This is a genomic window from Pseudomonas sp. Root562, from assembly GCF_001427125.1.
Classification (GTDB): domain Bacteria; phylum Pseudomonadota; class Gammaproteobacteria; order Pseudomonadales; family Pseudomonadaceae; genus Aquipseudomonas.
The window spans coordinates 486,480-508,556 of the sequence record NZ_LMGK01000012.1 but is presented as its reverse complement, the minus strand read 5'-3'; the positions used below and the strand labels follow the sequence as shown (position 1 = coordinate 508,556).

At 54.4% G+C, this 22,077-nt stretch carries 19 protein-coding genes; all 19 read right to left on the bottom strand.

From position 1 onward, the window contains the following. Positions 1-376: 376 nt before the first annotated feature. Positions 377-2,008: a TniQ family protein gene (locus ASD60_RS28260; protein ID WP_236248966.1), complete on the bottom strand. Its 1,632-nt coding sequence runs from the start codon at positions 2,006-2,008 to the stop codon at positions 377-379. A 396-nt stretch (positions 2,009-2,404) separates the two neighbouring features. Continuing rightward, a complete protein-coding gene (locus tag ASD60_RS12405) occupies positions 2,405-4,072 on the bottom strand; it encodes a TnsD family Tn7-like transposition protein (RefSeq protein ID WP_056854277.1) in 1,668 nt (555 codons plus the stop codon). Positions 4,073-4,087: 15 nt separating this feature from the next. Then, positions 4,088-5,539, bottom strand: a complete 1,452-nt coding sequence (locus ASD60_RS12400) for an ATP-binding protein (RefSeq protein ID WP_056854276.1) — start codon at positions 5,537-5,539, stop codon at positions 4,088-4,090. Then, the gene (locus tag ASD60_RS12395) at positions 5,536-7,704 is read right to left on the bottom strand and encodes a Mu transposase C-terminal domain-containing protein (protein WP_056854275.1); all 2,169 of its coding nucleotides are present in this window, start codon (positions 7,702-7,704) and stop codon (positions 5,536-5,538) included. Before ASD60_RS12395 ends, ASD60_RS12400 begins: the two co-directional genes overlap by 4 nt. After that, on the bottom strand, positions 7,701-8,555 hold the full coding sequence (locus ASD60_RS12390) for a TnsA endonuclease N-terminal domain-containing protein (protein WP_056854274.1): 855 nt from the start codon (positions 8,553-8,555) through the stop codon (positions 7,701-7,703). Before ASD60_RS12390 ends, ASD60_RS12395 begins: the two co-directional genes overlap by 4 nt. 280 nt (positions 8,556-8,835) lie before the next feature. Further along, a complete protein-coding gene (gene glmS, locus ASD60_RS12385) occupies positions 8,836-10,668 on the bottom strand; it encodes a glutamine--fructose-6-phosphate transaminase (isomerizing) (RefSeq protein WP_056854273.1) in 1,833 nt (610 codons plus the stop codon). 1 nt (position 10,669) lies between these two features. After that, the gene (locus ASD60_RS12380) at positions 10,670-11,446 is read right to left on the bottom strand and encodes a DeoR/GlpR family DNA-binding transcription regulator (RefSeq protein ID WP_056854272.1); all 777 of its coding nucleotides are present in this window, start codon (positions 11,444-11,446) and stop codon (positions 10,670-10,672) included. A 191-nt stretch (positions 11,447-11,637) separates the two neighbouring features. Further along, a complete protein-coding gene (glmU, locus tag ASD60_RS12375; RefSeq protein ID WP_082557575.1) occupies positions 11,638-13,005 on the bottom strand; it encodes a bifunctional UDP-N-acetylglucosamine diphosphorylase/glucosamine-1-phosphate N-acetyltransferase GlmU in 1,368 nt (455 codons plus the stop codon). Positions 13,006-13,119: 114 nt separating this feature from the next. Next, positions 13,120-13,545: a F0F1 ATP synthase subunit epsilon gene (locus tag ASD60_RS12370; RefSeq protein WP_007969909.1), complete on the bottom strand. Its 426-nt coding sequence runs from the start codon at positions 13,543-13,545 to the stop codon at positions 13,120-13,122. A 45-nt stretch (positions 13,546-13,590) separates the two neighbouring features. Beyond that, on the bottom strand, positions 13,591-14,970 hold the full coding sequence (atpD, locus tag ASD60_RS12365; RefSeq protein ID WP_056854270.1) for a F0F1 ATP synthase subunit beta: 1,380 nt from the start codon (positions 14,968-14,970) through the stop codon (positions 13,591-13,593). 27 nt (positions 14,971-14,997) lie between these two features. Beyond that, entirely contained in the window at positions 14,998-15,858 is an 861-nt protein-coding gene (gene atpG / locus ASD60_RS12360) for a F0F1 ATP synthase subunit gamma (RefSeq protein ID WP_008045673.1), read from the bottom strand. Positions 15,859-15,908: 50 nt separating this feature from the next. Next, positions 15,909-17,453 (bottom strand): F0F1 ATP synthase subunit alpha, encoded by a 1,545-nt coding sequence (atpA, locus tag ASD60_RS12355; RefSeq protein WP_056854269.1) that lies wholly within the window; start codon positions 17,451-17,453, stop codon positions 15,909-15,911. A 21-nt stretch (positions 17,454-17,474) separates the two neighbouring features. After that, positions 17,475-18,011 (bottom strand): F0F1 ATP synthase subunit delta, encoded by a 537-nt coding sequence (locus ASD60_RS12350; RefSeq protein WP_056854268.1) that lies wholly within the window; start codon positions 18,009-18,011, stop codon positions 17,475-17,477. A 12-nt stretch (positions 18,012-18,023) separates the two neighbouring features. Beyond that, positions 18,024-18,494 (bottom strand): F0F1 ATP synthase subunit B, encoded by a 471-nt coding sequence (locus ASD60_RS12345; RefSeq protein ID WP_056854267.1) that lies wholly within the window; start codon positions 18,492-18,494, stop codon positions 18,024-18,026. A 58-nt stretch (positions 18,495-18,552) separates the two neighbouring features. Further along, positions 18,553-18,810, bottom strand: a complete 258-nt coding sequence (gene atpE, locus ASD60_RS12340) for a F0F1 ATP synthase subunit C (protein WP_003097235.1) — start codon at positions 18,808-18,810, stop codon at positions 18,553-18,555. 133 nt (positions 18,811-18,943) lie between these two features. Continuing rightward, complete coding sequence (gene atpB, locus ASD60_RS12335) at positions 18,944-19,813, bottom strand: F0F1 ATP synthase subunit A (RefSeq protein WP_015097443.1); 870 nt, start codon at positions 19,811-19,813, stop codon at positions 18,944-18,946. A 16-nt stretch (positions 19,814-19,829) separates the two neighbouring features. Next, positions 19,830-20,237, bottom strand: coding sequence for a F0F1 ATP synthase subunit I (locus ASD60_RS12330; RefSeq protein WP_056854266.1), 408 nt, complete (start codon positions 20,235-20,237; stop codon positions 19,830-19,832). A gap of 148 nt (positions 20,238-20,385) precedes the next feature. After that, a complete protein-coding gene (locus ASD60_RS12325; protein WP_056854265.1) occupies positions 20,386-21,258 on the bottom strand; it encodes a ParB/RepB/Spo0J family partition protein in 873 nt (290 codons plus the stop codon). Between the two features lie 9 nt (positions 21,259-21,267). Further along, positions 21,268-22,065, bottom strand: a complete 798-nt coding sequence (locus ASD60_RS12320) for a ParA family protein (protein ID WP_056854264.1) — start codon at positions 22,063-22,065, stop codon at positions 21,268-21,270. Between the last annotated feature and the right edge of the window lie 12 nt (positions 22,066-22,077).

Below are 22,077 nucleotides of genomic sequence, written 5' to 3'. Positions count from 1 at the left end.
TGATGGCAAGATAAGATCATATTAAGGTCATTTGCCGCGATTTCAAGAGAGATCTGAGGGTGATTAATGCCGAGGCGTCTTGACCAAGACGCTTTTTTTGACTCATCGAAACGGAGTGATGGCAGCTTTCGATTTCTGGCAAATGCTGATGGGTTATGGTGCTGACCAGAAGCGTATGTATCGAAATTAGCGATTTTATGCAGAAGACATAAACTCGCTAATTTCGATACATATCTCGCTCAAAAACCAAACGACATCAATCTCCATGCGCCCCCCACAAGAACCAGCTAAAGAACCCGATGCGCGATAATCGGTTCTTAAAGCTATCGCTCCAGCCCCTGAGGACGTTTTCGGGGCGGATAGAGCGCAGATGCCCTCAGAAGCTAATCGCAATCGGCGGTCCCTCCCAGTCTCTCGATACTCCGGTAGACTTGAGCAAGGCCTCTGCATCCACGCCTGTTCTCGCCAAGCTTTCCAGATCCCACTCGAAGAAGCTGGAAAAAACCAAGAAAACTTTGCTTGCTACCGCCGAGGTCAATCTTACAGTCGAATAGTTCACCGGCAGCTTCATTCTTATGATTTCAGAGATGCTCCACACCAATGTCCTTAATCGGAAATACCACACTGACTCTTGGTGACGCTTGATCTGGTGATAAGTAAGAGGGAACCTCTGCTTACGCAGTTCTAGGCCGTGAGGTAACGAGTTTGGGAGCAGCGTCTGCAAATTTCTAATGTTCACCCTTTTAGGATCTTTCGCAACGCTATACAACTCATCCACGCCCGCTTCAATAAGGGCTGCATAACCAGCGTCTCTTGAGTCGATAGTCTTCTCAACCTTAACGGCAACCTTCTTAGGCATGCGAAGTTTTGCGATCAGCCATGCATTATCATTTTCCATTAGCCAATGAGTTGGTTTATAGGCTTTTTTCCAAAGGTACTCCACATCAGCCTCGGAGCGCAGCGCCAAAAGCATCTCGATTTTTTGACGGTACTTAATCATTTTACCGGAATGCGCATCTTCATTTTTAGAAGGTCGTGGCGAACTCGAAGCACTTAGCAGGATAGACTCATTCTTCAACGCTCCCTCGAAATCATCAGCACTGGAAAATAAATGAAGCGCGATAATCAAATGTCGCGCTAGTGGCATATTAAGCTGACCCTTGTCTGACTTCAGCCTAATCCATTGCTCATGCTTTCCATTATTGTAGGCCGGATCAATTTGCGCTAAATACTCATCGCCATAAGCACTTTGAATACTATCAAAAAGTTTCGCAATTCCCGCATTGTTTCCAAATACAAATCCACGTTTCTTACATTGCCGCACATAGCAAGAGCTCAATACCGCGCTACCTATTGGCGGGATCTTTCGTTGCAAGATATCATGCGCGAATAGCGCGACCTTCTTCTCCAGATCCGAGCCCTTATGCGTCGTCTTAGCGTTAAGCGGATTCCACCCGCATGCGCATGGTTCAGTCAGATTTGGAAGCAGCTTCAATTTTCGATAGAAAGGGTGGGAGCACTTGGGGCAAGCATGGATCAGCGAGTCCCCGTGGCGCCAACAGACTGAAACACCGGGTATATGGTGTGATCGATGCCAGTAGGCAGAACCGCAATCGATCAAATCCTCCTGAACGCAGGTAGGGCAAAGCTTAGCTTTCCCATGGATGGACTCTTCGCGGCGAGGAATTCGTACCACCCCATCAAAAGCGTGCGATCCAGAATGGTCCTCCGGTCCTTGCCTCACACCTAGAAAAGGTCTGTACGCAGGAAACGTCGTGTTGTTACTGATAAGTTCTGCAAGATTGCTCTCCAGCTGCCCTGGTAGCCTGTCGGCAAGCTTCTCAATCTGCTGAGGCACGATGCCACCGATGCTAAATGGCTTAGATGCGAATAAATCACGGTAGGTTTCCGCCGCTGTTCTATTCCCTGACAGGTAGTGATAGCGGGTGACGCGAGAGTGCAGCATTTCATCCGGCATCGATACAGGGAAAAATAGTAGTTCAGACATCATTTACCGATTAACAAAGTAGAGTTAAAGAAAAACGCGGATCCAAGATGGAGTATATAGATTGCACATTAAATTTTGTACTGGGGTTAGGCTCTCTGAAATGACCACACGATAGGGTGTCACCCTGCTCCGAATTTTGATGGATTACCCAACCGCAATCGTAGCAGTATTCATTGAATCAAAAACACGTATCGATAATCCAGCTCCCGCAAGTTGAACGCGTGAGGAATATACAATCAAGATTATTCTGATCGCTAGATGAAACATACTTCTCATATCGCGACCTACGTAGCTTAATGCCAGCTATTTTTGAGAAGTAAACGGATTTTTGTGGAATGCCCTGCGGCACAAAGAGTTGAATGCGGGGTGTCGAATGATGATTTATTACCGGCTGGATCACACCGTTAGCCGTATGCTCGCGAGCCTGTAGAGCGAAGAACGCGTCACGGACTTGCCCTCCGAGAGCAGTTTGCGCCTAGCCCACCGTAAACGCCGTTCGTGAAAGCCTTCAACTGATTCACATACCTTGTCAAGCGCTGCTGCACAGAGAGGAAGCTTGCTGAGCTGCTTTTCGAAGCGAGACAGAACATGAAGTTCTCTCCCAATTCTGGTACGTGACACGCGGACCGGCTTACCTTTAAAACCATAGAGTACATCAGCACAGTGCCGTACTTCCCCGGCTAGTCTGTTATCGAGAGAAGCGAACATCTCTGAGCTATTGATTCGGGGTGCGCGATGGATACTGGGGTTTGTAGTTGATCTCGACAGCCACTGCTTGTCATTTCGATATAGCCAAGCGTACCCCTTGCACGCATGTGCTTTTTGCAAACGGTAATCGGCCTCGAAGACCCTGCGTCTTGCACATAGCTGAATTTGAAATCGAGCCTTCCTCCAAGCATCTTGACCGCCAGGTACGCTGCGGATGCGGCGATAGACGCACGCCAATGAGACACCTAAAACGGCAGCAATCTTTTTGGCATCAGCTCCCTCAAGGGCATGTTCCCATACAGCGGTCAACGAACAGTCCAGTCCTTTACTCGACGTCTCCGGTAGATCGCGCCTGGGTAGCCGCATGTGTGTTTTCGGACCAGACGCCACTTCCCGCTCCAGCGGGCGTTGTTCATGCAGCAACCTCGCCATGTCAACGTCCAGTGCACCGGCTAACAGAATGTATTTGAGCGGATGATGAGAGGTGATTGGCTTACGAAGCAGCTTCGTGACCCATGTGGCGGGTATATCCCCACCGACGTTCCCGAGTACAGCAAACTCCCAATCTCGAGGCAGTGCTGCAAAAAAATTGGTCATGTGCTGTGCCAGCAGTTGCAGATATAAACGGTGGTTTCCAGAGGCAAGATTAAGCTGTGTTGCCTTTTGCATAAACGTGTAGCGCATCGTATCTGCCGACAACGCACTGACTTCAGATTCAAGGATCTGAAGCGAGCGCAACGCTATATCGTGGAGCGGCGGCTTGCACACCGACGGGATATCAAGAGGTATCGTGTGTGCTTGGACATGCTCGTCACTCGGCAGTGTGAGTTGTCGAGAGTTGCGGCTGGACCAGCGATGATCAAGGATCCTGAGTGACGTGCCGTGATGCGGACAGACCAGCACGCCCGGAAGCATGTGAACCCTATGCCAGTAAGCGACCCCCCGTTGTACCTGATCTTGGGCAATACACTCTTCGCATAACCGCACTCTAGAGGCGAATTCAATACGGCTCGCGTTGACACCCAGCTTCAGCATCAGGCCTTTGCCATCAGCGGTCATCAACGTACGAGCATGTTCTACCTGGCGCATACTCAAAAATGGCGCGTAGTAGGGTAATAACGTGTGACGCATAAGAATCTCGGCTACTGATAGCTCGGTACCGCTGGGTAGCGCTTCGACAAAATCCCTAAGATGACTTGGGAAGGCGACATTCTGTGAAAATGCCGCCGCCGATTTCAGGCCGGAGAACGCGGCTCGGATACTACGAACACCGCAAAGACTGGCATAGCGAGAAATCAGGCTGTGCAGCGTTTCGTCTGGAAACGCTGTGGGGAAGAAATGGAGTTTAAGGTGCACTTCATCACCCCCTACTTACTCTTTTTGATACATCGGCGAGAACTCAAATAGATCCTCGTTAAGCCAGTCCGCAGCTCGCAACGCATCGAGAGGATTGTTGTGTTCACTTAACGATTTAGCCTCTGAGCTTTCCACTGCAGCAACAACCGGCGATTGGCGCTCTTTCGCGGGAGATGCATCTGTCGGCTTTTCACGGGAAACAACGCTTCGAAGTAAGGAAAGGCGGTCCGCTCGTGCCAACCCGTCGAAAACCATCATTTCGTTCAGTTGCTCCTCAATCGGAAGCAAATCGTCGAACTGCCGCATGCGCTTCGGATCTCGGCTACGCAGAGCCGAAAGGGCTGGCTTGAGAATCTGCATTTTTGAGTTGCTGACCTTCACCAAAGTCTCGGCAGTCAAACACTCGGAGCCACTCTGAACCGCGTATCGCTGACTCAATACCAGCAGCTTGACCAGGAAATCTGTGACACCTTGGGTGTGCTCATACAGTGTGTCTAAAATTTCGTCGGTCAGCTCAGCGGTCTGCTTGCACCATTGATAGCTCCAAAGATTTTCGACCAACAACCGCCACTCCTCATCATCTTTCTCGAAGCGTTTGAATTCGAGCGTACCGGCTCCACAGACTCGGCGGGCCGTACGCATCACTTCTGAGAACAGGCTAATCATCGAGTTCGTGCCACTGAAAACGACCGGAATACCGATGTTGTTAACCAAGTGCAGAAAAAAATTCAGCATGCTCTCCTTACCACCAGTTTTCGCCAGGTGGAGGTTTTGCAGCTCGTCGATCAACAAGGCGCCGATGAAAAATGTACTCGCCACCTGCTCCATCTGTTGCAGCGCATCATTGATGTTTCGGTGCCTGTAGCGCTTGTGGTAGTCCTTGTCCCCTAGAGCATCCCCAACCGCATAAAAAAACTGCTGGCAAAACCCAGCCAGTGATCCATCCCGAGGGCAGTCAAGCTTCAGCCAAGTGATTTGGGTATGAACAAACTGTCTCCCTTCATAGCGCTCATGACGGATTGTCTGTGGATAAAGGCTCAAAATGGCGTGAAGTGCCGTCGACTTCCCAATGCCGCTCAGACCGACGACGGTAAATGTCTCTGCGGTGGATTTGAACGCATCGTGGTAACGCTGAGCACCGGATAAAGAATGCAAATGCCGGACGGTAGCGGGCGACATCGGGTTACGCCCAACATACCCTCGACGGATGAGCAGCGAGAAGAGAGCCTCCAGTTCCAAGTGCAACAGAAACGGCTGTACCACTGTTCTCAAACGGTCGATACAGTGAATACGAGTGGCTCCTTCGAGGCTCAGCTCTTTCGGATCCACCGGCTGAGGAAAATTCGAGATCAGCTCTATAGCCGTCGCCTCCGAGAGTATTGGAGGCAAAGCTTCAATTAGCGGATTTCCGGCATACTCACGAATATCCTGTTTGACGTAATTGGCAAACGTCTGTGCACCTTTCATTGCGCCTGTCCTGGCCGAATTCTTTTGAGCAAATCGATAACCTGCGCGGTGCGCTCGCCGGCATATGAGTCACGCGCTGTCGGCGTCGATTCAGATTGTTGAGAAGCTGGCTTAGCCCTGACACCTGCTGGTACAACCGCATTTTCACGCTCACGGAGCCGTTCTTCGGCGCGGTTTTCGCGGATGTTTCCTGTGGCCTCGGCCTTGGTGGGAGGAGCAGGCTCCAGCTCTCTTTCAGAAAGGGCATTGGTGATGATCTGATGGACTTGATCGCTAAGCTGCACACGGCTTTCCAGCTCAGCTCGTCGGTGAGCTGGTGGTTTCTGGCGATAGGCTTCGAGCAGGTCAAAAATTTCGTCCGAGCGGTAGTTCGCGTAACTGGCATCCGATTGTCGAAGATCACAGCGGATAAACTGCTTGGCATCACCCTGGATCCAAATGTGCGCAGCAGAGTTCGGATCGAACCAACACTCTATTGACCAAACTCCCCCTTTGCGAGCTTTGGCAAACCAGTTTTTCTCTACGGCCATATCACACACGTAGTGCATTCCGCGAAACATCACTCCACCCTTTTGAACGGTCGCGCGCTCTCGGGGCAGGAGGTGGAGGTAAACCATCTCGTCGGGCCGTTTGTTAGATTCGACCAGATCGTTCTCGCAAGCCCAACTCCATATTCCGCTGGGTGTTGGTTCAACGCCGTCATTCATCATTGCCTGCGTCAGCCGGTCAGGCTGACGATGATGCCGGTTATAGTGGAGCACGCAGTTGATGAGGATCTGTGTGAATTCTTTAAGCGTGAGGGTGGCATCGAGCCGGTAGTCTCGCTCGCCTCGCTCTCTATCACGCGCAGCTACCCCGCCAGGTAGCCATCTAATGCCCGTCAGATCATTCAAAATGCCAAACCGACTCTCTACCATAGGCTTCCAATCCGGCCGATATGGCGGGGCCGTGCCCATCTCAATCCCCAAGCCTGACGAAAGCCCTTCTGCTGCCAGTGAGAGCATCTCGCCCCTGTCGGCATAAATCTGGTGGGGCAAGTGGTGACAATCCCAGTCATCTGCGTTGATTTCAATGCCGTTCTGCGCGCAAAACGCGACCTTTGAAGTAAACGCGTTGAATAGCGCCTGCCTCGCCCCATTCCAACTGGGGCCTTCCAACCCCACATAGAGACCAACGATCATTCCGGAAAAGCTATCCACTACGATATAAACTACGGGGCGGCCTATGAGCATCCGTCTAGAGTAGCTGTTGACCAAATAAATATCGGCAATAGTTGCGTCGATTTCAAACTGGTGACATGGTCCGCGCAGCCAATCGCGAACAGTACCTGAAAGCGGGCGGCAGTCTTTCAGCCACCTCCTCAAACCTTTACGGCCACGCTCAGTTTTTATTTCGTCAAAAAAGATTTGGCCCCAATATCTAAACTGCCTCAAGCTGGGTATTTCTGAACTCGGAAGCAAATGAAGTTCTTCTTCGCTGTTTTTCGAGATATCTCGAACAGAGTAGAATCTTCTCAACATTTCGTCATATGCGCTCGAAATAGATGATTTTTTATCTTTCACGTAAAGCGCATATCCAACACGAATACACTTTTTATCAACATCGCTAAGCATCTTGGAGGACGACGTAAGAACGCCTTGAAATTTAGGCTTTCGACCTGGAGGCTTACTCGGATCATATTTTCTATCGGAAACACCTACCGCTGAATAATTATTAAGCAAGGAGTTTCGGATTTGACCATAGATCCAATAACGGTAAAGAAGCCGATAAATCTTCTTCCGCTGAATCCCCAAGTCTGAAGCTCTTTTGCTAACCAATGGGCCCAATTCCCCCCGTGCGAATATTCGCCCTGGGTAGTCAGGATCTAGCAGAGGCGCAATGATGGCCCATTTTTCGTCTCGGCCCAGCTTGGCTGCCTCGTCCAACTGATCCTCAAGCACAAGCATGAACTCGGGTGTGGCGATGGTCACTGGTTTCGTATCACCACCGGATACCGATCGATGCAGCTCTTCAAGACTAATAGCGTATGGCTGCCTGGGAGGATCAGCTAGGTCAATCACAACAGCCACGTCATGCATTTCATCAAGGTAAATGAGCCTAACGATCGTACCAATAACTGACAAATCGGTAACAGGCTCAAAAACGTCATTTACGAACAAATTCATGACATTTTCTCCTTCACCGAAATATCGATAAAGTTCTGGATAACTTCGAAGTCAGGAACTAGCCCAGTAAGATGTAGAGGAGAGCTTACCAAGTCGATTTTCAGTACCTTATTCCAAACCAGATGGAAGAATATTGCTTGGGCGTCGATATAGGAGATGGACAGAAGGGATGCAATTTTTCTCAAACAGGTGGCCAAAGTCCACGGATATTCCCGGCTGTTTGCCAAGCAATCAATAAAATTAGAATGCAGCGATACTTTCATTAAATCACGAGGGAGTTTTGAGTATTTTCTGATTAGCCCAAGGTTTTTAATCAGATCTCGTGTAAAAAACTCGTCTGTGACGATTTTCCAATCGACACCTTGACCCTGCCAAAAGCGCTTTTCAATCTCAAGTTTTTCAAGCGTGCGTTTATTTCCTTTACCTACTAAATCAGAACGATACTTCACAGTTCTAGCTACCGACTTGAAATTTCCATTCTGGTCCTTAACAGTTAGTAGAAAGTCGGTCGTCATCACATAAGGTAGCGTTGTTCTAGGGTACCGGGGGAAGCGTACATCTATAGACGTTGCTATTGCTTGCGCCCGCTCTGAGGGGAGCAATGGGTATTGCTCACGAATATCCACGACGTCTTCTGAAAATTCACACACAAGGAAGTAAGAACGCTCGAGATCTGACAGCAAGTGATGGATCCTGTCGATCTTGACGCCTTGAATCTTGTGCGAACGACCGATCGAAGGAACGTCCTGTACCCGCAGCCAAGGCACGTAGCTCGCCCCGGCGCCTCCGCCAAATCCGTTTGCAATGTGCCGATCAATGTCCTGCTGTGATGCAAACTTACGACCTCGCAACGCACGCCTCCTCAGTCGATGTGGACCGCTTCACCTCTTGCCGAGAAAAAGTCGTAGAAGAACATGACCACCGTAGCGACCATATTTAAAGCATTTCTAGACTACACGCGCTGAAAACTGAAGCGATGAATCCAGACCAAAGGAAAGCCTGGAAAGAAGAAACCCCCGTAGATACGGGGGTTTCAGCCTTGTGTCAATCTATGTTTCCGCGTGTCAAACTATATTGATTAGTGTCAATCTATATTGTTCAAAACCAGAGGTTGAATCAGCTGTGGATAACTTATTCCACAGTCACCGATTTTGCCAGGTTACGCGGCTGGTCGACGTCCGTACCTTTGAGTACCGCGACGTAATACGACAGCAGTTGCAGCGGGATGGTGTAGAGAATCGGCGACAGGATGTCGTGGATGTGCGGCATCTGCACAACATGAGTGCCTTCGCCGTTGGTCATGCCAGCCTTCTCGTCGGCGAAAACGATCAATTCACCACCGCGGGCGCGAACTTCCTGGAGGTTGGATTTCAGCTTTTCCAGCAATTCGTTGTTGGGTGCGACGGTCACCACCGGCATGTCGTTATCCACAAGCGCCAGCGGGCCGTGTTTCAGCTCGCCGGCCGGATAGGCTTCGGCGTGGATATAGGAGATTTCCTTGAGCTTGAGCGCTCCTTCCATCGCCACCGGGAATTGCGCGCCGCGACCGAGGAAAAGCGTGTGGTTTTTCTCGGCGAACAGCTCGGCGATTTTCTCGACGGTGCTGTCCATTGCCAGCGCCTCACCAAGGCGAGCCGGCAAGCGACGCAGCTCCTCGACCAGGGTGGCTTCGACGCCCGCGGTCAACGTGCCACGAACCTGGCCCAACGACAGGGTCAACAACAGCAGGCCCACCAATTGCGTGGTGAAGGCTTTGGTCGATGCCACACCAATTTCGCGTCCAGCCTGGGTCAGCAGCGTCAGGTCGGATTCACGCACCAACGAGCTGATGCCGACGTTGCAGATCGCCAGGCTGGCAAGGAAACCCAGCTCTTTGGCGTTGCGCAGCGCTGCCAGGGTGTCGGCGGTTTCGCCAGACTGAGAGATCGTCACGAACAGCGAGTCTGGCTGCACCACGACTTTGCGATAGCGGAATTCACTGGCGACTTCGACCTGGCACGGAATGCCGGCCAACTCTTCAAGCCAGTAACGGGCAACCATGCCGGCGTGATAACTGGTGCCACAGGCGACAATTTGCACATTGCGTACTTTGGCGAACAACTCAGCGGCTTGCGGGCCGAAAGCCTGCACCAGTACCTGATTCTGACTCAAACGCCCTTCGAGAGTGCGCTGCACCACGGACGGTTGTTCGTGGATTTCCTTAAGCATGTAGTGACGGAACTCGCCTTTGTCGGCAGCTTCAGCGCCGTCGCTGTATTGCACGGTCTGACGCTCTACGGCTTGGCCGTTCACGTCCCAGATCTGCACGCTGTCGCGACGAATCTCGGCGATATCGCCCTCTTCCAGATACATGAAACGATCGGTGACCTGACGCAGGGCCAATTGGTCAGACGCCAGGAAGTTTTCTCCCAGGCCCAGGCCAATCACCAGCGGGCTGCCGCTGCGCGCGGCAACCAGACGGTCCGGCTGCTGGGCTGAGATCACCGCCAGGCCGTAAGCGCCATGCAGTTCCTTGACGGTCGCCTTGAGTGCCACGGTCAGGTCGCGCAGCTCCTTGAGTTTGTGGCTCAGCAGGTGGGCGATCACTTCGGTATCGGTGTCGGAAGTGAATACGTAACCCAAGGCTGTAAGTTGTAAGCGCAGGGCTTCGTGGTTTTCGATAATGCCGTTGTGCACAACAGCCAGATCACCGGAAAAGTGCGGGTGAGCGTTGCGTTCGCACGGCGCGCCATGGGTGGCCCAACGGGTGTGGGCGATACCCAGACGACCCACCAGAGCTTCTTCGGCCAGTGCCTGCTCCAGTTCGCTGACCTTGCCCGGGCGGCGCATGCGCTCGAGTTTTTCGTCATTGGTATAGACCGCTACACCGGCACTGTCGTATCCACGGTATTCCAGGCGCTTGAGGCCTTCGACCAGGATCGCGGTGATGTTACGTTCTGCGACTGCGCCAACAATTCCACACATGTTATTTCTCCTGACTGACTGCCGCGCAAATCAAATTGATGCCGCGGGCCTGAATTTGAACGCGTGCCTCCACCGGCAGACGATCATCGGTAATAAGGGTATGGACGCTGCTCCAGGGCAGTTCCAGGTTGGGAATCTTGCGGCCGATCTTGTCGGCTTCCACCATCACGACCACTTCGCGGGCGACTTCAGCCATCACCCGGCTCAGCCCCAACAATTCGTTGAAAGTGGTTGTACCGCGAACCAGATCGATGCCATCGGCACCGATGAACAATTGATCAAAGTCGTAAGAGCGTAGTACTTGCTCGGCAACCTGCCCCTGAAAGGACTCGGAATGCGGATCCCAGGTACCACCGGTCATCAGCAACACCGGCTCGTGTTCCAGTTCGCTCAGTGCGTTGGCGACATGCAGGGAATTGGTCATGACCACCAGGCCCGGTTGTTGACCGAGTTCCGGAATCATCGCGGCCGTCGTACTGCCGCTGTCGATGATGATGCGCGCATGTTCGCGGATTCGCGTCACTGCCGCGCGGGCGATGGCTTGTTTGTATTTGGAGACAGGCTGGCCCATATCGGCCACCAATTCCTGGGGCATGGTGATTGCACCGCCGTAACGACGCAGCAACAGGCCGTTGCTTTCGAGTGCAGCCAAGTCCTTGCGAATCGTAACTTCAGAAGTCTCGAAGCGCTTGGCCAACTCGTCCACGCTGACTTCGCCCTGTTCATTGAGCAAAGCAAGGATGTTATGGCGGCGTTGAGGAGTGTTGCGCTTCGACATGGCTAGATAAGTTTCGATTCGAAAGATAACGGAAGCAATCAAAACCTATCGATGAGACTTCGTCAAGCGCGGCGCGATAAAAAGATCTGTGGATAAAAAGCTTCGCGGGCAAGCCTCGCTCCTACAGGTTACTCACAACACTGTAGGAGCGAGACTTGCCCGCGAAGGCGTTTTCACGAGTTGTGGGTAACTCAGCTTTTCTTCACTTTCTCCGGCCGTTTCCAGCCATCAATGTTCTTCTGACGGGCACGGCCAACGGCCAGCTGAGATTTATCCACAGTCGACGTAATGGTCGAACCTGCCGCTGTGGTCGCGCCATCGAGGATATCCACAGGTGCCACCAACGAATTGTTGGAACCGATGAACACGTCCTCACCCAACACGGTTTTCCACTTGTTGGCGCCATCGTAGTTGCAGGTGATGGTGCCTGCGCCGATGTTGGTGCGCGCACCGACTTCCGCGTCGCCCAGGTAGGTCAGGTGACCGGCCTTGGCGCCTTCACCCAAGTGTGCGTTTTTCAATTCGACAAAGTTACCCACATGCGCCCGCGCTTCCAGCACAGTGCCCGGGCGCAAACGCGCAAACGGGCCGGCGTCGCTGCCTTCACCGAGAGTTGCGCCTTCGATATGGCTGTTGGCCTTGATCACCACGCCTTTGCGCAGGGTGCTGTCCTTGATGACGCAGTTCGGGCCGATCACCACGTCGTCTTCGATGACGACTTTGCCTTCGAGAATCACGTTGATGTCGATCAGCACATCCCGGCCCACGGTCACTTCACCGCGAACATCGAAACGTGCGGGGTCGCGCAAGGTCACGCCTTGGGCCATCAAACGGCGACCGGCGCGCAGCTGATAGTGACGCTCCAGTTCGGAAAGCTGCTTGCGGTCGTTGGCGCCCTGCACTTCCATCGCATCGTGGGGTTGCTCGGTGGCTACGACCAGGCCATCGCTGACTGCCATTTCGATCACATCGGTCAGGTAATACTCGCCCTGGACGTTGTTATTCGACAGACGCCCAGTCCAGTCGGCCAAGCGATCCGCTGGGACCGCAAGGATACCGGTGTTGCCTTCGTTGATGGCGCGTTGAGCTTCGGTGGCGTCCTTGTGCTCGACGATGGCAGCAACCTTGCCGTCAGTGTCACGAACGATTCGGCCGTATCCGGTTGCGTCGTCCAGTTCGACGGTGAGCAGACCCATTTGTCCTGGCACGACAAGCTTGAGCAAACGCTGCAGGGTTTCAACTTCAATCAATGGCACATCACCGTAGAGAACCAGCACGGTATCTGACTCAATGAACGGTACAGCCTGGGCCACGGCATGGCCGGTCCCGAGTTGTTTGTCCTGAAGGACGAAATTCAGATCGTCAGCGGCTAAACGTTCACGCACAGCATCGGCACCATGGCCGATCACCACGTGGATGCGCTGTGGATCAAGTTGTCGGGCGCTGTGGATAACATGGCCAAGCATCGAGTTGCCGGCAATCGGGTGCAAGACTTTCGGCAAGGCCGAACGCATACGCGTGCCTTGGCCAGCAGCGAGAATAACGATTTCAAGAGACATGACTGGCTACCAATCCTGGGTGGTCAGCGGCTGCGACCAAAGTTATAAACAACGGAAAAGAAAAAAGGGTAGCCGAGGCTACCCTTTTTAATCAATCACACAACAAGCGCAACCTTAGTGGCCGAACTTCTTGCGGATCTGCTGGACGGTGCGCAGCTGGGCTGCGGCCTCGGCCAGACGTGCGGCAGCAGAACCGTAATCGAATTCCGCGCCCCGCTCATGCAAGGCCTTCTCGGCAGCCTTAACGGCTTCCTGAGCGGAGGCTTCGTCCAGGTCGGCAGCACGTTGCACGGTGTCGGCAAGAACCTTGACCATGTTCGGCTGAACCTCGAGGAAACCACCGGAGATGTAATACACCTCCTCTTCCCCGCCCTGCTTGACCAGGCGGATCGGACCTGGCTTCAGATTAGTGATCAGCGGCGCGTGACCCAGGGCGATACCAAGATCACCCAGTGCACCGTGCGCAATCACCATCTCGACCAGACCGGAAAAGATTTCCCCTTCCGCGCTGACGATATCGCAATGGACTGTCATAGCCATCTGATTGCCTCAACCTAAATTAGCGCCCGTTGCCGGGCGCCGGGATTACAGTTTCTTGGCTTTCTCGATCGCTTCTTCGATGCCGCCAACCATGTAGAACGCTTGTTCTGGCAGGTGGTCGTAGTCACCGTTGAGGATGCCTTTGAAGCCAGCAATGGTGTCTTTCAGGGAAACGTATTTACCCGAAGCACCGGTGAAGACTTCAGCCACGAAGAACGGCTGCGACAAGAAACGCTGGATCTTACGAGCACGGTTTACCAACTGCTTGTCGGCTTCCGACAGCTCGTCCATACCCAGGATCGCAATGATGTCCTTCAGTTCTTTGTAACGCTGCAGAACGTACTGAACGCCGCGAGCGGTGTCGTAGTGGTCCTGGCCGATCACGTTCGGGTCCAGCTGGCGCGAAGTCGAGTCGAGTGGATCGACCGCCGGGTAGATACCCAGGGAAGCGATGTCACGGGACAGAACGACGGTAGCGTCCAAGTGGGCGAAGGTGGTCGCTGGCGACGGGTCGGTCAAGTCGTCCGCAGGTACGTATACCGCTTGGATCGAAGTGATCGAACCTTCCTTGGTCGAAGTGATACGTTCTTGCAGAACGCCCATCTCTTCAGCCAGGGTCGGCTGGTAACCTACTGCCGAAGGCATACGGCCCAGCAGTGCGGATACTTCAGTACCGGCCAGGGTGTAACGATAGATGTTGTCGACGAACAGCAGAACGTCGTTACCTTCGTCACGGAACTTCTCGGCCATGGTCAGGCCGGTCAGTGCTACGCGCAGACGGTTTCCCGGCGGCTCGTTCATCTGACCGTAAACCAGTGCCACTTTGTCCAGAACGTTGGAATCCTTCATCTCGTGGTAGAAGTCGTTACCCTCACGAGTACGCTCACCCACACCGGCGAACACGGAATAACCGCTGTGCTCGATGGCGATGTTACGGATCAGTTCCATCATGTTTACGGTTTTGCCTACACCGGCACCACCGAACAGACCGACTTTACCGCCCTTGGCAAACGGGCAAACCAGGTCGATAACCTTGATGCCGGTTTCCAGCAGGTCGTTGCCGCCTGCCTGTTCAGCGAACGAAGGCGCTGCACGGTGAATGCCCCAACGCTCTTCAGTGGCGATTGGACCGGCTTCGTCGATCGGGTTGCCCAGAACGTCCATGATCCGGCCCAGAGTTGCTTTACCAACCGGTACGGAGATGGCTGCGCCAGAGTCGGTAACTTCCAGACCGCGCTTCAAGCCTTCGGTGGAACCCATCGCAATGGTACGAACCACGCCGTCGCCCAGCTGCTGCTGAACTTCCAGGGTGGTCCCGGCCGCGCTTTGTACAGTCAGCGCGTTGTAGATGCTCGGTACGCTGTCGCGTGGAAATTCCACGTCGATAACGGCGCCGATGATTTGAACGATACGTCCGCTACTCATAGCTGGATCCTCTGAATATTTGAACCGTTAAACCGCGGCAGCGCCGCCGACGATTTCCGAGATCTCTTGGGTGATCGCAGCCTGACGCGCCTTGTTGTAGACCAGCTGCAAATCGCTGATCAAATCACCGGCGTTGTCGGTAGCGTTCTTCATCGCGATCATCCGCGCAGCTTGTTCAGCCGCGTTGTTCTCGACCACCGCCTGGTAGACCTGCGACTCCACGTAACGGACCATCAAGCCGTCCAGCAGCTCCTTGGCATCCGGTTCGTAGAGATAGTCCCAGTGGTGCTTGAGGTCTTGATCCGGGGTTGCCACCAGTGGAATCAACTGCTCCACGGTAGGCTGTTGCGTCATGGTGTTGATGAACTTGTTGGACACCACGGACAGGCGGTCAATACGGCCGTCCAGGTAGGCATCCAGCATCACCTTGACGCTGCCGATCAGATCATTGATCGACGGCTCTTCACCCAGGTGGCTGATAGCTGCAACGACGTTACCGCCGAAGTTGCGGAAAAAGGCCGCACCCTTGCTACCAACGACACACAGATCGATCTCGACGCCGTTTTCGCGGTTTACCGCCATGTCCTTGACCAGGGCCTTGAACAGGTTGGTGTTCAAGCCGCCGCACAGACCACGGTCACTGCTCACTACGACATAACCGACACGCTTGATTTCGCGGTCGATCATGAACGGGTGGCGGTATTCCGGGTTGGCGTTGGCCAGATGCCCAATTACCTGGCGGATACGCTCCGCATAAGGACGGCTAGCAGCCATGCGCATTTGTGCCTTGCGCATTTTGCTGACCGCCACTTTTTCCATGGCGCTGGTAATCTTTTGCGTGCTTTTGATGCTCGCAATCTTACTGCGAATCTCTTTTGCGCCTGCCATGTAACACCTATCAGGTTAGCAAGCGGGAGCCTTGCGGCTCCCGCTGCGGCTTACCAGGTTTGGGTGGCCTTGAACTTCTCGATACCGGCTTTCATGCCAGCGTCGATTTCGTCATTGAAGTCACCTTTCACGTTGATCTTCGCCATCAAATCGGCGTGATCGCGGTTGAAGAAAGCAATCAGCGCTTGCTCGAAGCTGCCGATCTTGGCGATTTCAACGTCAGTCAGGAACCCACGCTCAGCGGCATACAGCGACAGCGCCATGTCAGCGATCGACATTGGTGCGTATTGCTTCTGCTTCATCAGCTCGGTAACGCGCTGACCATGCTCAAGTTGCTTACGGGTCGCTTCGTCCAGGTCAGAAGCGAACTGGGCGAATGCCGCCAGTTCACGGTACTGAGCCAGAGCGGTACGGATACCACCGGACAGCTTCTTGATGATCTTGGTCTGAGCGGCACCACCCACACGGGATACCGAAACACCGGCGTTCACAGCAGGACGGATGCCCGAGTTGAACATGGCCGATTCCAGGAAGATCTGACCGTCAGTGATGGAAATCACGTTGGTCGGAACGAACGCGGATACGTCGCCAGCCTGGGTTTCGATGATCGGCAGTGCGGTCAGGGAACCGGTTTTGCCGGTCACTGCGCCGTTGGTGAACTTCTCTACGTATTCTTCCGAAACGCGGGATGCGCGCTCCAGCAGACGGGAGTGGAGATAGAACACGTCGCCTGGGTAAGCTTCACGGCCTGGTGGACGGCGCAGCAGCAGGGAAATCTGGCGGTAAGCCACTGCTTGCTTGGACAGATCGTCATAAACGATCAGCGCGTCTTCACCGCGGTCGCGGAAGAATTCACCCATGGTGCAACCGGAGTACGGTGCCAGGAATTGCAGCGCGGGAGATTCCGAAGCACTGGCAGCCACGATGATCGTGTTGGCCAGGGCGCCGTTTTCTTCCAGCTTGCGAACCACGTTGGCGATGGTCGATTGTTTCTGACCGATCGCAACGTAGACGCAGTAGATGCCGCTGTTCTTCTGGTTGATGATCGCGTCGATCGCCAGAGCGGTTTTACCGATCTGACGGTCACCGATGATCAGCTCACGCTGGCCACGGCCGACAGGGATCATGGCATCGACAGCCTTGTAGCCAGTCTGTACAGGCTGGTCTACCGACTTACGCCAGATCACGCCTGGAGCAACTTTCTCGACCGCGTCGGTCTGAGTGTTGTTCAGCGGACCTTTGCCATCAACTGGGTTACCCAGTGCGTCGACAACGCGACCCAGCAGTTCCTTACCAACCGGAACTTCGAGGATGCGGCCAGTGCACTTGGCGCTCATGCCTTCAGCCAGAGACTGGTATGCGCCCAATACGACGGCACCTACGGAGTCTTGCTCCAGGTTGAGTGCCATACCGAAGACGCCGCCCGGAAACTCGATCATCTCGCCGTACATGACGTCGGCCAGACCGTGAATCCGCACGATACCGTCAGATACGCTGACGACAGTGCCTTCGTTACGGGCTTGGGAGGTCACATCGAGCTTGTCGATGCGGCCCTTGATAATTTCACTTATTTCGGAAGGATTGAGTTGCTGCATTGCTCTGCTGCCCCTTCAAACTCAAGATTTCAATGCTTCGGCAAGTTTCGCGATTTTGCCGCGAATCGAGCCATCGATAACCAGGTCGCCGGCGCGGATGACAACGCCCCCAATAAGGGATTTGTCTTCCTCGACTTGCAGGCGCACTTCCCGGTTGAGTCGTGCACTGAGAACCTTGGCGAGTTTGTCTTGCTGTTCTTGGTTCAATGCAAAAGCACTGGTCACTTCAACGTCTACCGATTTCTCTTGTTCGGCCTTGTACAGGTCGAACAGAGCGGCGATCTCCGGCAACAGCGGGAGACGGTCGTTTTCGGCAACGACGTGGATGAAGTTCTGTGCCTTGGCATCAAACTTGTCGCCGCACACGTCAATGAACGTGGCGGCCTTTTCTGCGCTCGTCAGTCGCGGGGCCTTGAGCACGCGCTGCATGGTGTCGTCTTCCGACACCGCTGCAGCCAGGCCGAGCATGGCTGACCAATTGGCCAGTTGCTGGTGGGCCTGAGCGTGCTCGAAGGCCGCCTTAGCGTAAGGTCGGGCCAACGTGGTCAGTTCTGCCATGATCGCCCTCGCTTAGATTTCAGCAGCCAGTTGGTTAACCAGCTCTGCGTGCGCGTTTTGATCGATTGTGGCACCCAGGATCTTCGCAGCACCGCCAACGGCCAGGCTACCCACTTGGGCGCGCAGCGCGTCTTTGACGCTGTTCAGTTCCTGTTCGATCTCGGCCTGAGCCTGAGCCTTCACACGGTCAGCTTCGACGCGAGCCTGTTCACGGGCTTCGTCGACAATCTGGGTACCGCGTTTCTTGGCTTGCTCGATGATTTCAGCTGCCTGAGCTTTCGCTTCGCGCAGTTGCTGACCCGCTTTCTCTTGGGCCAACTCCAGGTCGCGAGCTGCACGGCTGGCAGCGTCCAGACCATCAGCGATCTTCTTTTGACGTTCGTGCAGAGCCGCGATGACCGGAGGCCATACGAACTTCATGCAGAACAATACAAAAATCAGGAACGCAACGGACTGGCCAATCAGGGTCGCATTAATGTTCACGCCAACACCTCGCAGTTACGTTGTCCATCACACCAAATTACCCGGAAGATCCGAGTAATTAGCCAGCGATCTGACCAACGAACGGGTTCGCAAAGGTGAAGAACAGAGCGATACCAACACCGATCATGGTTACGGCGTCGAGCAGACCGGCAACGATGAACATTTTAACTTGCAGCATTGGAACCATTTCTGGCTGACGCGCTGCGCCTTCCAGGAACTTGCCGCCCAGCAGGCCGAAACCAATTGCGGTACCCAGTGCGCCCAGGCCGATCAACAGTGCAACAGCGATAGCGGTTAGACCAACTACAGTTTCCATCTTTCCTCCCGACTTTTACGTCGTATGGTTTAGGTTTTTTAGATTAAAGCGGTAAAACAAATCGTTTCAGATGCTCCGTCAGGAGCCCCTTCCCGTTTTACCGGGAAGGACATCAGACTAGTCGAGACTGGTCTTAATGGTTTTCTTCGTGTGCCATCGACAGGTAGACGATGGTCAGCATCATGAAGATGAACGCCTGCAGAGTGATGATCAGGATGTGGAACACAGCCCACGCCCACTGCAGAACAACGCCCAGGCCACTAAGCCAGAGCAGACCGCTGCCGAACATCACAGCAATCAGGATGAAGACCAGCTCGCCGGCATACATGTTGCCGAACAGACGCAGAGCCAGGGAGATCGGCTTGGCGATCAGGGTCACGAATTCCAGCAGGAAGTTCACCGGGATCAGCAGGGCTTGAACGAAGATGTTCTTGCTGCCGAACGGGTGCAGGGTCAGCTCGCCGATGAAACCGCCGAGGCCCTTGACCTTGATGCTGTAGAAAATGATCAGTGCGAAAACCGAGAATGCCATGCCCAGAGTCGCGTTCGGGTCGGTAGTCGACACGGCGCGGAACGGGATGTGGGCATCGCCGGAGATCAGGATGGCCAGCTGAGGAATCCAGTCGACCGGTACCAGGTCGACGGCGTTCATCAGGAACACCCAGACGAAGATGGTCAGTGCCAGCGGTGCAATCACCGGGCTACGGCCATGGAAGCTGTCTTTCACGCTGCCATCGACGAATTCGACCAATACTTCAACGAAGTTCTGCAAAGCACCTGGCTGACCGGAGGTCGCCTTCTTTGCCGCCATGCGGAAAAGAAGAACGAAGATCAGACCCAATGCGACAGACCAGCCGAGGGTATCGACGTGGAAAGCCCAGAAGCCCATTTCCTTGGCTTCTGCTGCGGTGTGGGCAAAGCCCCAGCCGCCGGTAGGGTGCTGACCGAAGGTCAGGTTCTGCAAGTGGTGCTGGATATAGCCCGAAGCGGTTGTTTCTGCCATGGTTGCCTCAAACGCCCTAAGGTCTCGAAAGTCTTGTTCTCATCAGCAGGGGAGCGAACCAGCTGACCGACTGAGTCAGCACGAAGGCACCGAATACTGCAATCGGCGCCAGTGGCTTCACACCTGCAAACACCAGTGCAAACAGCACTGCCGTCAAAATCAGTTTCCCCGCCTCGCCGGCATAAAACGACCGGACGATGGACTGGGCTGCTCGGGCGCCGGAAAACCGAAATGCCCTGTGAGCGAAATACACATTGGGCAGCAAGGCTATCAGGCCTCCGCAAAGTCCCGAGTACCCGGCAACGACTCCGTGCCATTGCCAGAGCGCCAAAGCGGCAATGAGCAAGACCACGAATTGAGCCATTAACACCGGAAAAACCGCCAGGCGATGGAAAGGCAAGCGGTTTGGCGTGCGGGTTTCCATCGTTATTGCTCTCCAATGGTCGGCTGCCGAAATTCAATAACTTGGCATAATTTGTGCCGACAAAATGCGCGCAGAGTATAGGGGCGGTTCTGCCCCTATTCAACTGTCAGGTAGTGATTTCCGACTGCACGCTACATGAGGAAATGTTTCAGCGGATATGTGCGAGTACGCCTTGAAGCTCATCCAGTGAGTTGTAACCAATCACTAACTGCCCTTTGCCCTTCTTCCCGTGTCGAATCTGCACCGCAGAGCCTAGGCGCTCGGCCAGACGCTGTTCCAGGCGGGCAATATCCGGGTCCGGTTTTGCAGGTTCGACGGGCTCCGGTTTGCCACTCAACCACTGGCGAACCAGTGCTTCAGTCTGGCGCACAGTCAGCCCGCGTGCGACAACATGTCGCGCCCCTTCAACCTGTTGATTGTCCGGCAAACCGAGCAATGCACGGGCATGCCCCATTTCCAGGTCGCCATGGGACAACATGGTCTTGATGACTTCCGGCAGCGAAATCAGGCGTAACAGGTTGGCCACGGTCACCCGTGACTTACCCACCGCTTCGGCCACTTGCTGCTGGGTCAGCTGGAATTCCTGCTGCAGACGCTGCAAAGCCACTGCTTCTTCGATCGGGTTGAGGTCTTCGCGCTGGATGTTCTCGATCAGAGCAATGGCGATGGCGGTTTCATCCGGCACATCGCGCACCATCGCCGGAATGGTTTCCTGCCCGGCCTGCTGGCTGGCGCGCCAGCGCCGTTCACCAGCGATGATTTCAAAACGACCGCCGCCGATCGGGCGTACCACGATCGGTTGCATCACACCTTGGGCCTTGATCGACTGCGCCAGCTCTTCCAGAGCTTGAGGATCCATATCGCGACGCGGCTGGTATTTACCGCGCTGGAGCAGGTCCAGGGGCAGGTGTTGCAACTCACGATGATCGGCTTGCGCCGCTTGTTCTTCCAGCGAGCTGACGGTCGGACCACTCAGCAGTGCATCCAGTCCACGTCCGAGACCTCGTTTCTTGACGGCCATGGGGATTCCTTAAGTTGCCTGAGCGGCGGCGATGCGTGAGTTTTTGCGCTGACGACGAACCATTTCGCCCGCCAGGGCCAGATAGGCAATAGCGCCCCGCGATGCTTTGTCGTACGCCAGCGCCGGCATGCCGTAGCTTGGCGCTTCGGCCAGACGGATGTTGCGCGGAATGACCGTGTCGTACAGCTGGTCGCCGAAATGTTCTTTGAGCTGAGCCGAGACATCGTTCATCAGGCTCAGGCGTGGGTCGTACATGGTGCGCAACAAACCTTCGACCTTGAGGTTCGGGTTCAGCAGTTCAGCGATACGCTTGATGTTATCCACAAGGTCGCTCAAACCTTCGAGTGCAAAATACTCGCACTGCATGGGGATAATTACGCCGTCGGCGGCCACCAATGCGTTCAACGTCAGCATCGACAAGGACGGCGGGCAGTCGATCAAAATGTAATCATAGTTTTCACGGATCGGCGCCAGCGCACTGCGCAGACGACTCTCCTTCATCTGCATTTCCAGCAGAACCACTTCCGCGGCCGTCAGGTCACGGTTAGCCGGCAACAACTGGTAACCACCATGCTCGGAGTAGTGCATGGCCTGGGCCAGGTCGCATTCACCGATCAACAGGTCGTAGACCGAGTTTTCCAGGCCGTGTTTATCCACACCGCTACCCATGGTGGCGTTGCCCTGTGGATCGAGATCGATCAACAACACCCGACGCTTGGTGGCGACGAGGGATGCTGCGAGGTTGATGCAGGTAGTGGTCTTGCCCACACCACCTTTCTGGTTCGCTATCGCGAATACCTTAGCCATTCTTGCTTGTGT

Coding starts and splice junctions, on each gene's coding strand:
- glmU (WP_082557575.1), bottom strand. CDS start 13,005: ATGTCTCTTGAAATCGTTATTCTCGCTGCTGGCCAAGGCACGCGTATG.
- ASD60_RS12400 (WP_056854276.1), bottom strand. CDS start 5,539: ATGAAAGGTGCACAGACGTTTGCCAATTACGTCAAACAGGATATTCGT.
- ASD60_RS12380 (WP_056854272.1), bottom strand. CDS start 11,446: ATGTCGAAGCGCAACACTCCTCAACGCCGCCATAACATCCTTGCTTTG.
- ASD60_RS12395 (WP_056854275.1), bottom strand. CDS start 7,704: ATGAATTTGTTCGTAAATGACGTTTTTGAGCCTGTTACCGATTTGTCA.
- atpG (WP_008045673.1), bottom strand. CDS start 15,858: ATGGCAGGCGCAAAAGAGATTCGCAGTAAGATTGCGAGCATCAAAAGC.
- ASD60_RS12320 (WP_056854264.1), bottom strand. CDS start 22,065: ATGGCTAAGGTATTCGCGATAGCGAACCAGAAAGGTGGTGTGGGCAAG.
- atpA (WP_056854269.1), bottom strand. CDS start 17,453: ATGCAGCAACTCAATCCTTCCGAAATAAGTGAAATTATCAAGGGCCGC.
- glmS (WP_056854273.1), bottom strand. CDS start 10,668: ATGTGTGGAATTGTTGGCGCAGTCGCAGAACGTAACATCACCGCGATC.
- ASD60_RS28260 (WP_236248966.1), bottom strand. CDS start 2,008: ATGTCTGAACTACTATTTTTCCCTGTATCGATGCCGGATGAAATGCTG.
- ASD60_RS12325 (WP_056854265.1), bottom strand. CDS start 21,258: ATGGCCGTCAAGAAACGAGGTCTCGGACGTGGACTGGATGCACTGCTG.
- ASD60_RS12370 (WP_007969909.1), bottom strand. CDS start 13,545: ATGGCTATGACAGTCCATTGCGATATCGTCAGCGCGGAAGGGGAAATC.
- atpD (WP_056854270.1), bottom strand. CDS start 14,970: ATGAGTAGCGGACGTATCGTTCAAATCATCGGCGCCGTTATCGACGTG.
- atpB (WP_015097443.1), bottom strand. CDS start 19,813: ATGGCAGAAACAACCGCTTCGGGCTATATCCAGCACCACTTGCAGAAC.
- ASD60_RS12350 (WP_056854268.1), bottom strand. CDS start 18,011: ATGGCAGAACTGACCACGTTGGCCCGACCTTACGCTAAGGCGGCCTTC.
- ASD60_RS12330 (WP_056854266.1), bottom strand. CDS start 20,237: ATGGAAACCCGCACGCCAAACCGCTTGCCTTTCCATCGCCTGGCGGTT.
- atpE (WP_003097235.1), bottom strand. CDS start 18,810: ATGGAAACTGTAGTTGGTCTAACCGCTATCGCTGTTGCACTGTTGATC.